The organism is Mycobacterium ahvazicum (assembly GCF_900176255.2).
GTDB classification, from domain to species: domain Bacteria; phylum Actinomycetota; class Actinomycetes; order Mycobacteriales; family Mycobacteriaceae; genus Mycobacterium; species Mycobacterium ahvazicum.
In genome coordinates, this window is record NZ_FXEG02000003.1 from 627872 (window position 1) to 639734 (window position 11863).

Genomic DNA, 11863 nt, shown 5'->3' on the forward strand with positions numbered 1-11863 from the left:
CGACAGGATTTCAAAACGTCCCGTAATCCGCAGGCACGGGCGCCCGTCCATGGCGCGACTGTACCCGGCTAACCATCTGTCATGGTCAAGTGCGGTCAGACGACCGCTCGACGCCAGCCGTCGGCGGCCTGGGCCGCGCGGATCAGCACCTGGCAGAGCTCGCGCAGTTCGGTCGCCTCGGCGCCTTCGTCCAGCGCCGTCGCGACATCCTCCGCAGCGCATCGGACCTGGTAGACGCGATCTGACAGGTCGGACGCATCGTCAGCCGAGAGCACCACGGCATCGACCGGCACGGCCGTCACCTCACCCCGGTTGATCGAAGCCCGCTGCTCGTAGGCCCGCTGCCGGCAAGACTGCCGACAGTATTGCCGGCGCCGACCCATCCCGACTTCGGTCACGTCTCGACCGCACCAGCGGCATGGTTGTGGGTGGGAACGGCGGCTCACGCTGCCGACTTTAGTCGGCCCCACTGCGCGATCCCGGTATCATTGACGGTCGAGTCGCGTATGCCGCGTGTCGACTCGGGAACTACGCACAACGTCCTAACGTTTGCTATGCGAATAGAATCGCGTCACCGGAGCCTAGGGCTCAGAGCAATTTAAAGGAGTAGCAGCCATGGCTGATCGTGTACTGAGGGGCAGTCGCCTCGGAGCCGTGAGCTACGAGACCGACCGCAACCACGATCTCGCGCCCCGTCAGCTCGCGAAGTACCGCACCGAGAACGGCGAGGAATTCGAGGTTCCGTTCGCCGACGACGCCGACATCCCCGGCACCTGGCTGTGCCGCAACGGCATGGAAGGCACCCTGATCGAGGGTGACCTGCCCGAGCCGAAGAAGGTCAAGCCGCCGCGCACCCACTGGGACATGCTGCTGGAGCGCCGCAGCGTCGAAGAACTCGAAGAACTGCTCAAGGAGCGCCTCGAGCTGATCCGCTCGAAGCGACGCGGCTGACCCGGACGGTGCGCCCGGCCCGCTAGCTGTGGTTGGCCGCGCGCGCGGCCCGTGCGCCGTTGCGGCGGCTCTCAATGCCCCACTTCGCGACCTTCACCAACGCCTCGCGAATGTTGGATCCACTCATTTTGGAAACGCCGAGTTCGCGCTCGGTGAAGGTGATCGGCACCTCGACGACGATGAATCCGTTGTCCAGAGTGCGCCGGGTCAGGTCGATCTGGAAGCAATAGCCCTTGGAGTCCACGCCGTCGAGATCGATCGCCTCGAGCACCTCGCGGCGGTAGGCCCGGTAGCCGGCGGTGATGTCATGGATGTCGATGTCGAGCGCCAGCCGCGCGTAGGTGTTGGCGGTCCAGGACAGGGCCCAGCGGCGCTTCGGCCAATTTCGCACCGCGCCGCCCTCGACGTAGCGAGAACCGATGGCCAGATCGGCTCCGGCGTCGACGGCGTCCAGCAGCCGGCGCAGCTGCTCGGGCGCATGACTGCCGTCGGCGTCCATCTCGACGAGGACCGCGTAGTCCCGACTCAATCCCCAGCCGAAACCGGCGAGATAAGCGGCGCCCAGGCCGTCCTTGGCCGTGCGGTGCATGACGTGGGTGCGGCCACCGTCGGCAGCGGCCAGCTCGTCGGCGAGTTCGCCGGTCCCGTCGGGGCTGCCGTCGTCGACGATCAGCACGTGCACATCGGGGCAGGCGTCGGTCAGCCGCCGATGAATCAGCGGTAGGTTCTCCCGCTCGTTGAAGGTCGGGATGATAACCAGGACACGCTGGCTGGGACGATTGGCCGGAGCCCGGGTCGCCTGCTCGCCGGTGGTCATTTATCTCCTCTGTGTCGCCCGAGATACCGAGGTTGTCGGCCGCCCTTTTGGTGGAGCGGAGTGTAGTCGCCGAGTGTGTCCGGCGCAGCGTCGTGCTCGGTCGCCGGCCGAGCCTTCTCGTCGGACCCGGGTTCGTCCGGGGCTGCCCCGACGTCTGCCGATTCAGCCGACGGCCTGGACCGCCGCCGAATCGAACGCGGGAAGCTCCCATTGTGCCGTATTCCGGCCAGAATGACCGCTCCGGCCGCCGCGACCAAGACCCACTGCACTATCGGGGCCCACTGCGTCGCCGGCGTCAGCACCGTCTTGAGGCGCACCTGGATGTCCAGGTAAGCGGGCTGGAAGAAGTCGGTACGGACCAGCTCGGCGCCGTCCGGAGCGATCACCGCACTGACCCCGGTGGTGCCGGCGACCACGACGTAACGGTCGTGCTCGACGGCGCGAACCTTGGCGAATGCGAGTTGTTGCTCACTCATGCGCTTGTTGAAGGTGGCGTTGTTGGCGGGCACCGCCAACAACTGGGCACCGTTGAGCACGGCCTTGCGCGGCACCCGGTCGAAGATCACCTCCCAGCAGGTGGCCACGCCGACGGGCACACCGGCGATCTGCACCACGTCGGTGCCCGTGCGGGGGACGAAATTGCCCGCCAGCCCGGCCTTGCTCGACAGATGCTCGAAAAGCCACCGCATGGGCAGGTATTCGCCGAACGGCTGGACGATCTCTTTGTCGTGGCGATCGGCCGGCCCGGTGACCGGATTCCAGACGATCGCGGTGTTGGTGTACTGCTCGGGTCCCTGGTCGTGGTTTGGCACCGCGAGTACCGACCCGATCAGGATCGGCGCGTTGATCGCGTGCGCCGCCTCCGCGATGCGCTGGGCGGCATCGGCGTTGACGAAGGGGTCGATGTCGGAGGAATCCTCGGGCCAGATCACGAACTGCGGTTGCGGGGCGGCCCCGGCCCGGACGTCCTCGGCCAGCCGCAGGGTCTCGTCGACGTGGTTGTCGAGCACCGCGCGCCGTTGTTCGTTGAAGCCGAGGCCGAGCCTGGGCACATTGCCCTGCACGGCCGCGACCGTGACCGTCGGTTCGCCGCCCGACCCGGCGCCGGAGTGCCGCACCTGCGGCCAGACCATGACCGCGGCAAAGAGCACCAGACAGAAGCAGACGCCGGGCAGCACGACCGCGGGCGGGGGCGCGGCTGACATACCTTCCTCCGAGGCGTCACCGCGCGACCGGCTACCAGTCCGCCACCACTTGGCGATTTCCAGCGCGATCGCGGTCACGCTGAAGCCGAGCAGGACGACCCCCATGGAGAGCAGCGCCACCCCGCCGAGCTGGACCAACGGCAGCAGTGGGCCCTCGGCTTGGCCGTAGGCCACCGCGCCCCAGGGAAAGCCGCCGAACGGCACGATCGACTTCAGCCACTCCTGGGCCGTCCACAGCAGTGCGAACCAGAGCGGCCAGCCCGGTAGTCGCCGTACCAGGACGGCGAAGAAGCCGAACAGGCCGGGGAACAGCGCGCACATCGTGGCCAACGCCAGCCACGGGATGGCGCCCACCAGCAGGCTGATCCAGGGCAGCAGCGGGGCGTAGAACGCGAACCCGAACAGGAATCCGTAACCGAATCCGCCCGCCAGTGTCGTGGCGGGATGTTTGAGCACCCAGGCCAGCAACGCGGCCGCGACGACGGCCGCCCACCACCAGTTGACTGACGGGAAGCTGGCGCACAGCAGCGCTCCGCCCGCGACGGCGGCCACCAGCCGCGTCAGCCTGGGCCGCAGCGCGGCCCCTGTGCCGGCGAGCCGGGTGATCGCCCCCTTGCCCAGCCGGGTCAGCCCGTGGCCCGTGGCGGCGGCAGCGCGAGTGGCCCGGCCCGGACGGTTCGGCTCGGCCTCGTCTTGCTGAGCGTCTTCCTGAGCAGCGGAATCTTCGAGCGGGTCCGGCTCCTCCCTAACCATGGATGACAGCACCTCGGTGCACGGTGCGCCGGCACCGCGGGAGCTCGTCGGCCGGGCCCAGGCGAGGCAACGCGGGAACCCGCGACCGTGGATCGGTCGACCATCGCTGGACGCTGTCGTCCGGGGCGTGGACGTCGAGGTCTCCGGCGTCCCAGACCGCGTAGGAGGCCGGAGCACCCGGCACCAGGGCGCCGATGTTCTCGTCGCGCGCGCCGCACGCGCGCCAACCGCCGCGGGTGGCGCCGGCGAACGCCGCCCGGGCCGAGAGCCCACTGCCCGCGGTGTGGTGATTGACGGCCGCGCGCACGCTTTCCCACGGGTCGAGCCCGGTCACCGGGGCGTCGGAACCTAGCGCGAGGGGCACGCCTTGGGATGCTAACAGCGCGAGTGGATTGAGCCGGCTGCCTCGTTCGGCGCCGAGACGGTCGGCGTACATGCCGTCGCGACCGCCCCAGAGGGCGTCAAAATTGGGCTGCACGCTGGCGATGACGCCCCACGCGCCCAGTTTGGCGGCTTGGTCGGCGGTCACCATCTCGAGGTGCTCGAGCCGGTGGCCGCAGCGGGCCACGGCGACCACCCCCAGGTCGGCGACGACCCGTGCGAACGCGTCGACCGCCGCCGACACCGCGGCGTCGCCGATGACGTGGAAGCCCGCCGTCACCTGCGCCTCGGTGCATGCCCGTACGTGGGCTTCGATGACGTCGGCGTCCAGGTAGCGGGTTCCGACGCGGTCCGGAGCGTCGGTGTACGGCTCGTGCAGCCAGGCGGTGTGCGAGCCCAGCGCTCCGTCGACGAACAGGTCACCGGCCAGGCCACGGGCTCCGGTCTGCTCCATCAGCGCGCGGGCCTGGGTGGCGGTGCTGACCGCCTCACCCCAATAGCCGATCACCTCGACGCCGTGGTCGACGGCCTCCAGCCGTAGCCAGTCGTCGAGGCCACCGATCTCGGGTCCCGCACATTCGTGGACGGCGACGATGCCGACCGCCGCCGCGGCACCCAGCGCGGCGGTCCTGGCCTCCGCTAGCTGCGCGGGCGTGAGCAGGCCGCGGGCGACCGCACGGACCAGGTGGTGAGCGTCGCCGGTCAGCGGCCGGTCGGCGATGAAACCGCGCGCTGCCGCCAGGTCTGGCACCAGCCTGCGCAGCCCGGTCGAGGCCAGCGCGGAGTGGACGTCGACGCGCGCCAGGTAGGCCGGCCGGTTGTCGAGCACCGCATCGAGCTCGGCGGTGGACGGCGGGCTGTTCTCGGGCCACGACGACTCATCCCAGCCGTGCCCCCAGATCGGCTCGCCGGGATGGGCGGCGGCATAGTCGGCGACCATCCGCAGGCACTGCCCGCGCGAGGTGGCCCCCCGCAGGTCCAGGCCGCTGAGGGCGAGGCCGGTCGCGGTCACATGAATGTGGCTGTCGACGAATCCCGGGGCCACGAAGCCGCCTTCGAGGTCCACCAACTCGGCGTCGGGAAACTGCCGGCGGCCGACGTCGTCGCTACCCAGCCAGGCAACGACCTCACCGCGCACCGCCATCGCGGTCGCGTCGGGATTGGTCGGGCTGTGCACCCGCCCGTTGAGCAGCAGAGTGGTCGGAATCGGGTTCACAGAGCAAAACTACGTGGCGCAAGAGCCCATCAGTACGGGCCGGACGCGTAACGGGGTCCGCCCCAGTGCTCGTCGGCGGGCCGGTTCTTCGGCAGCGCGGCCGGCTCGACGTCGTAGACGTCGATGACCTCTCCGTCGATGTAGTCCCCGCGGTTGGCGGTGAACTCGGTCATGACCAGCGGTGCGTGTCGCTGGAAACCGCGCAGCGCGATCCGGGTCAATCCGGGCCCGGCCGCCGCCCGCACCGGCGGCAGCAACAGCAGCATTCCCACCAGCGTGGTGACGAAGCCGGGAACCAGGACCAGCGCGGTCGCCACCGTCACCAGTGCGCCGTCGCCCAGGGTGGTGCGCGGTTCCTTGAGCCCGGAGCGCATCCGCCCGATGTCGCGAATCAGCTGCGACCCCGCGATCGGGGCCAGCAGGCCCCAGCCGATAACGAACGTGGCCAGCAGGCCCAGCAGGGTCCAGCCCCACCCGACCGTCCAGACCAGCGCAAAGATCGCCGCCAGCTCGACGACGGCGTAGACGAGTAACAACCGGCTCACCATGTGATGCCAACGTCTGTGCATTGCGCTCGAGTTCCCCTGGTGATCCGTGTCGCGGCTGCAGTTAGATGACGATATGACCACGATTGAGATCGATACGCCGGACGGACCGATCGATGCGCTATTGAACATCCCGGCCGGTGACGGCCCCTGGCCGGGTGTGGTGGTGATCCACGACGCCTTCGGCTACGGCCGGGACAAGGAGCAGACCAACGACCGCATCGCGCGGGCGGGCTATCTGGCGCTCACGCCGAACATGTACGCGCGCGGCGGCCGCATCCGCTGCATCACCCGGGTGATGCGTGAGCTGATGACACAGCGTGGCCGCGCTCTCGATGACATTCTTGCGGCCCGCGATTACCTGCTGAAGCGGCCGGACTGCACCGGGCAGGTCGGGATCGCCGGCTTCTGCATGGGCGGCCAGTTTGCACTCATCATGTCGCCCAAGGGTTTTGGCGCTTCCGCTCCGTTCTACGGCGCTCCCCTGCCCCGGCACCTGAACGACACACTGGAGGGGGCGTGCCCGATCGTGGCCAGCTTCGGCGGGCGCGATCCGCTGGGCAAGGGCGCACCCGAGAAATTGCGTGAAGTGGTTGCGGCCAAGCAGATCACCAGTGACGTCAAGGTCTATCCCGACGCCGGGCACAGCTTCGCGAATACCCTTCCCGCCCAACCACTGCTGCGCATCGCGGGGTTCGGCTACGACGACGCCGCAACCGAAGACGCGTGGAGCCGCGTCTTCTCCTTCTTCGGGGAGCAGCTAAGGACGTAGTTTGTCCGACACGACGCCCGCGAAGGTGTGGGTATCGCCGGGCCAGCGCGCCGAGATGTAGTTGCCGTCGTCGACGACGAATGCGGGCCGCGAGTCCGTCGCGGTGTCCCGCGCCATCCCGGACGACTTCAGCCGCCAGTGCGGCGTACCGCGTTCGACGTCGCGGAAATCCGCCGGATCTTCAAGCGCGCGTGTGACTTCCGACTGCACGGACATAAAGCCCCTCGCCTGACCGGGCGCTTCGGTGTAGGTCCGGTAGTAATCGGGATCCCAGAACCGGGTGATTCGGGTCAGCCGCCAGGCTGCCCGTTCCATCGCCCAGGTGAGCGCCGTGGTCTTGCGTCCATAGAGCACCGAGCGACCCGTGTCGGGGTCGATACTGCGCGCGGCCAGCAGCACCCCGTGGCAAATCGCGGCCACGATCATGTCGCGGGCAAACGCCTCGACGACGAGGCGCTGCAGGACGTCGCTGTCGACGTAGCTGCGCATCCCGCGGGCGCGATGACCACCGGGCAGCAGCACCGCGTCGACACCGTTCAGCGTGGCCGCTGTCCAGCTGACGGGATGCCGGTATTCCGGTGAATCCAGCATGGCGGCGTAGGCGTCGCGACCGTTCTTGTCGGCGCGCAGCGCCAGCCCGACGAGTGACAGTGAGCCCACCAGCGGCAGCGCGGACCAGATGTCGAGCCCTCGACCGGTCACCATGATGTCGTCTGCCACACCGGGCGCTCCGCTTTCGGTCGCAAAGATCACCCGGTGACCGTTGTCGGTCAGGACCCGCCAGCTGACGGCGACCTCGGTCGGGTCGAAGTCACGGTCGGGGATCGGAATGAGCACCGTACTCATCAGCGCCCTGCGGGCCAAACTAGCCTTGGGCCACGCGGAGTTCGAGGCCGATGTTGCTTTCCATGCCGCCGCGCAGCTTGCTGAAGAAGTTGAAGACCGTGCCAACGATGCCGTAACGCTTGCCGATCGCGTCGTAAACGGTGCCGGTGTCCGATTTGTCGAGCAGCGCCGCGGTGCCCTCGACCGCCTCGCTCGTCGGGCGACCACGCATGGTGCAGGTCGCCATCGTCACGCGGGGTGTATGACGAATCCGCTTGACCTTCCAGGAGTTTGCCTGCGTGATCACCAGCAGGCGGTCGCCGTCCACAGCGGTCCAGACCGGGGTCGGCTTCGCTCGACCGTCCCTGGTGAAAGTGGTCAGCAGGATGTATTGCGCCTTGGCGAGATCGGCAAAGGTGGGCGTCACGGTCTCAACCTACCTGTGAACGTTGACATTCTCAGCAGTCGGCTGCAATCCTGTTAAGTGAAAATATTGTTTTCGTTTAAGCATCTGTGGCTACGACCGGAGCGAGGACACGCGTGAGCGATCCGAACAGGCCGCTGGCATGGCTGCCGTTCTCGATCACCGAGGCGGCGCTGGCAGGCTCCGACGCCGACGAGGTCGACCTGTCCCAGGCGTGGTCGTATCTGCAGGACCAGCTGCGCGACGCGGCGCGGATCGTGCAATCGGACCCGGCCGGCCGCAATCGGGTCGACCTCGCCGCGGGAATGCGTCACCTGCTGGTGCTGCTCACCGCCGGCATCCACGAGGTGCTGCGTTTCGACCCCGATCCCATCCTGTGTGTGCAGCGCACCAGCACCGACGATCTGGTGACCTGGGGAATGGAGTGTCCGGACTGCGTCTACACCAGCGCCGTGCTGCGCGGGGGTGAAAGTTACCGGTTGTTCGGCAATCGGGGCACCGCACGCTACGTCGGTCTGCAGACGATGAACGGCATTGTCGCAACGGCCAACGAACTGGTCGACGAACTCGAGGTGGATGCCGACGGGAACTTCGAGGTGGTGCTGTCCGCTTCGAAGCCGGCGGCCGGCGATTGGATGCGACTCGACGGCGATCACCCCATATTGACGGTGCGGCATTTCTTCTACGACTGGAACACCGAAGTCGCGTCGTCGTTGCGCATCGAGCGGATCAGCGACCCGGTTGCCGCAACCGGCCGCACGCTCGATCCGGCCGTGACGGTGTCACGACAGCTGGTTGCCCTCGGCGATTTCGTAAAGGACAACCTCGCGTTCTTCCTGCAATTCGGCGCCGCGGCACCGACGAACGGATTCCTGGCGCCGATCGACCGCTCCGATATCGGCGCGGCCGCGGAAAACCGGCCGGTGATCGGCCGGTGGGAGCTGGGCCCGGGCGAGGCGCTGATCGTGGAATCCGAACCGCCCGAAGGGATTTACTGGAGTTTCTCCATCGGCAATCCGTGGTGGGAGACGATTCACTACGGTCGTCATCAGTCCAGCCTGAACGCCTTCCAGGCTGCGGTGGATGCCGACGGACTGGTACGCGTGGTGCTGTGCTCGGAAGACCCCGGCGTCGCGAATTGGCTTGACACGGCGGGCTTCAGCAACGGGTCGATCATCTTGCGTTGCGTACGGACCAAGACGGCGCCAACGCCGTCGACGCGAGTCGTGCCGTTCGACGACATTCGTGCGGCATTGCCGCCGGACACCGCGTTGGTGACACGCGAGCAGCGGGCCTGCATCATCGCGGCGCGCCGCACCGCCGTGCGCGAAAGGTTCGCCCGATGACGTTTGACGCCGACGAGTTGGAGAACGGTGCCAGGGCGGCAACCGGTCTCGACGATTTCGGATCGCCTTACTACCGCGAGGGACTCGATCGCATCGTCGACGCGCTGAACACCGAAGCCGACCTCAATGACATCGGCCAGGTCATCCAGCACGCGACCATCAGCAACGCGCTGATTCAGCGCCTCAAGGTCGAGGACACCTACCGGCGGCATCCCGAGATCGACGACGAGGTGGTGGACGGTCCGGTGTTCGTGATCGGCCTCCCCCGCACGGGCACCACGGCATTGAGCCAACTGGTCGCCGCCGATCCGCAATTCCGGTCGCTGCGGACGTGGGAATCTCAGGCACCCACCCCGCCGCCGGAGTCCGCGACTCAGCACACCGATCCGCGAATCGCGCAGACCGAGGCGAGCCTGAAGATGCTCGACGACATGTTCCCGTTGATGAAGACGATGCACAACTCCGAAGCGACGGCCGCGACCGAATGCCAGGACCTGATGGGAATGAGCTTTCGTACCTTCCACTTTGACGGCGCGGTGCGCGCTCCGGGATATCTGTCGTGGCTGATGGACTGCGACATGCGCGAGACGTACACCTTTCACCGGCGGGTGCTGCGGCTGTTGCAGTGGCACTGCCCGCCGACCCTGTGGCACCTCAAGACCCCGGTGCACATGTTCGCCCTCGACGCGCTCGTCGCGGCCTATCCGAACGCCAAATTCCTGTGGAGTCACCGCGATCCGGCCAGGGTGCTGGGTTCGGTGTGCAGCCTGATCCAGTACGTCCGCAGCTGGAGCAGCGACCGCAACGATCCGCACGAGCTGGGCGCCGAGCAACTCGACAGCTGGGTCGAAGCCATCCGGCGGGCCATGGATTTCCGTTGCCGGATGGGCTCGGATGGTGGCCAGGACCGCTTCGCCGACATCTCCTTCGCCGATTTGCAAACCGATCCGGTGCGCACGTTGCAAGCCGGCTACGAACGCCTGGGGTTGAGCTTCACCGACGCCGCCTCGAACGCGGTCAGGCAATGGGCGCAAGGCCACAAACCCGGCTCTCGCGGCGCACACGACTATGACCTCGCCGAGTACGGCCTGACATCGGAGGAGGTTCGCGAACGCTTCGCGGACTACCTCGCCGCCTACGATGCCACCGCCTGAGGGCACGAGCGCTCCCCGGACGCGGCGCCGCGACAAGCTGGAGCCAGATCCGGCGGTGCGTCGCGAGATTTTGGCGGCCGCGTCGACGACCCTGCGTGAACAGGGGGTTCCCGGCTTGAGCGTCGCGGCGGTGCTGGATCGCGCCAATTTGAGTACCCGCGCCTTCTACCGGCATTTCGACTCGAAGGACGAACTGGTTGCCGCGGTGTTCCTGGATACCGCGCGCGCGGAGAGGCGGCGGCTGCAACGGCGAATGTCGGGCGCCGCCAACGAGATCGAAGCGGTCGCGGCCTGGATCGACGGTCGGCTCGACCTAGCGTTCGACGACAACGTCAAATCCGATTTGCGGCGGCTGTCGCTGGAAGCTCAATCGCAAACGTCGATCTCCCCCAGCCTGATTCAGCCCGCATACGCCGAAATGCTCAAGCCGCTCGGCGATGCGCTGCGGCGGGGCCTGCAGGCCGGGGTGTTCCACCACATCGACCCGGTCAACGACGCGGAGTTCATCCAGGGCGTGGTGTGGGCAAGCATCAACCGGCAGTGGCGAACCGGCGATTGCGACCGCATCGAGGTCCGCAACGACGCGCTCCGGTTCTGCCTGCGTGCGCTGGGCGTAGCGCTGGGTGCGATCAATCAGATCTGTTCACAAGACTGACCGAGGGAGTATCGATGGACCTGGGTTTTGCCGAATCGACGGCGGTGGTGACCGGCGGCAGCAAGGGAATGGGCCTGGCCATCGCCGAAACCCTTGCGGCCGAAGGCGCCAGCGTGGCGGTGATGGCACGGAGCCGAGAAGCGCTCGATGCCGCCGTGGAATCACTTCTGAAAGCCGGCGCGCCCGACGCCGTGGGAATCAGCGTGGACATGGGTGACGCCGAATCCATCGCCGATGGTTTCGCCGCCGTGTCCCAACGCTGGGGCCGCCTCAACTCTCTGGTGCACACGATCGGGCCGGGCGACGGCTACTTCGAGCAGATGGACGACACACAATGGGACGAGGCGTTCGCGCTGGGAACGATGTCGGCCGTGCGGTCGATTCGCGCGTCGTTGCCGCTGCTGCGCGCGGCGGACTGGGCCCGCATCGTGACGCTGTCCGCACACTCCATTCAACGACAGAACCCGCGCATCGTCGCCTACACCGCATCCAAGGCGGCGTTGGCCAGTGTCACCAAGAATCTTTCCAAAAGCCTTGCCGCCGATGGCATCTTGGTCAACTGCGTGTGCCCGGGGACCATCGTGACCGCCAGCTTCACCGAAAACCTGAAGGACATCCTGGCGGCCGACGGCCTGGACGCCACCGACCCGGTGGACGTCATGACCTGGATCGACAACCACTTTCATCAACCCTGTGACCTTGGTCGCGCCGGGCTTCCCGAGGAGGTCGCATCCATCACCGCCTACCTGGCGTCCCGGCGCAACGGCTACGTCACCGGGGCGACGGTGAATGTGGACGGCGGATCCGACTTCATCTAGG

11 protein-coding genes and 1 pseudogene are annotated in these 11863 nt (G+C 67.5%); 6 read left to right on the plus strand and 6 right to left on the minus strand.

Going from position 1 to position 11863, the window contains the following annotated elements; genetic code table 11:
• Nucleotides 1-95 precede the first annotated feature (95 nt).
• Nucleotides 96-446: a hypothetical protein gene (locus tag MAAFP003_RS29390; RefSeq protein ID WP_096288337.1), complete on the minus strand. Its 351-nt coding sequence runs from the start codon at nt 444-446 to the stop codon at nt 96-98.
• Nucleotides 447-615: 169 nt separating this feature from the next.
• Between MAAFP003_RS29390 and rbpA the strand changes: the two genes are divergently transcribed.
• Nucleotides 616-951 (plus strand): RNA polymerase-binding protein RbpA, encoded by a 336-nt coding sequence (rbpA, locus tag MAAFP003_RS15600; protein ID WP_090603109.1) that lies wholly within the window; start codon nt 616-618, stop codon nt 949-951.
• A gap of 22 nt (nt 952-973) precedes the next feature.
• On the opposite strand, the pseudogene lnt reads toward rbpA, so the two are convergent.
• The 3 genes and pseudogenes from lnt to MAAFP003_RS15620 all read right to left on the minus strand — a co-directional run bounded on the left by lnt (nt 974) and on the right by MAAFP003_RS15620 (nt 5871).
• Nucleotides 974-3603: pseudogene (gene lnt / locus MAAFP003_RS15610) on the minus strand (apolipoprotein N-acyltransferase).
• Between the two features lie 115 nt (nt 3604-3718).
• Complete coding sequence (locus MAAFP003_RS15615; RefSeq protein WP_423790921.1) at nt 3719-5251, minus strand: amidohydrolase; 1533 nt, start codon at nt 5249-5251, stop codon at nt 3719-3721.
• A gap of 101 nt (nt 5252-5352) precedes the next feature.
• Nucleotides 5353-5871, minus strand: coding sequence for an FxsA family protein (locus tag MAAFP003_RS15620; protein ID WP_096288345.1), 519 nt, complete (start codon nt 5869-5871; stop codon nt 5353-5355).
• A gap of 73 nt (nt 5872-5944) precedes the next feature.
• On the opposite strand from MAAFP003_RS15620, the gene MAAFP003_RS15625 reads away from it, so the two are divergent.
• On the plus strand, nt 5945-6640 hold the full coding sequence (locus MAAFP003_RS15625) for a dienelactone hydrolase family protein (protein ID WP_096288347.1): 696 nt from the start codon (nt 5945-5947) through the stop codon (nt 6638-6640).
• Here the strand turns inward: MAAFP003_RS15625 and MAAFP003_RS15630 are convergent.
• Both MAAFP003_RS15630 and MAAFP003_RS15635 read right to left on the minus strand, forming a co-directional pair.
• Complete coding sequence (locus MAAFP003_RS15630) at nt 6629-7486, minus strand: type 1 glutamine amidotransferase domain-containing protein (RefSeq protein ID WP_096291186.1); 858 nt, start codon at nt 7484-7486, stop codon at nt 6629-6631. The genes MAAFP003_RS15625 and MAAFP003_RS15630 overlap by 12 nt on opposite strands.
• A 19-nt stretch (nt 7487-7505) precedes the next feature.
• Nucleotides 7506-7892, minus strand: coding sequence for a PPOX class F420-dependent oxidoreductase (locus MAAFP003_RS15635; RefSeq protein WP_096288349.1), 387 nt, complete (start codon nt 7890-7892; stop codon nt 7506-7508).
• A gap of 113 nt (nt 7893-8005) precedes the next feature.
• On the opposite strand from MAAFP003_RS15635, the gene MAAFP003_RS15640 reads away from it, so the two are divergent.
• The 4 genes from MAAFP003_RS15640 to MAAFP003_RS15655 are packed head-to-tail and all read left to right on the plus strand — an operon-like array spanning nt 8006 to nt 11862.
• On the plus strand, nt 8006-9235 hold the full coding sequence (locus MAAFP003_RS15640; protein WP_207768540.1) for a DUF1214 domain-containing protein: 1230 nt from the start codon (nt 8006-8008) through the stop codon (nt 9233-9235).
• Nucleotides 9232-10389 carry a sulfotransferase family protein gene (locus MAAFP003_RS15645; protein ID WP_096288351.1) on the plus strand — a complete coding sequence of 386 codons (1158 nt, stop codon included), beginning with the start codon at nt 9232-9234 and terminating at the stop codon, nt 10387-10389. Before MAAFP003_RS15640 ends, MAAFP003_RS15645 begins: the two co-directional genes overlap by 4 nt.
• Nucleotides 10376-11044, plus strand: a complete 669-nt coding sequence (locus tag MAAFP003_RS15650; RefSeq protein WP_096288353.1) for a TetR/AcrR family transcriptional regulator — start codon at nt 10376-10378, stop codon at nt 11042-11044. The genes MAAFP003_RS15645 and MAAFP003_RS15650 overlap by 14 nt, the downstream gene beginning before the upstream one ends.
• Nucleotides 11045-11058: 14 nt before the next feature.
• The gene (locus tag MAAFP003_RS15655) at nt 11059-11862 is read left to right on the plus strand and encodes an SDR family NAD(P)-dependent oxidoreductase (protein WP_096288355.1); all 804 of its coding nucleotides are present in this window, start codon (nt 11059-11061) and stop codon (nt 11860-11862) included.
• Nucleotide 11863 lies beyond the last annotated feature (1 nt).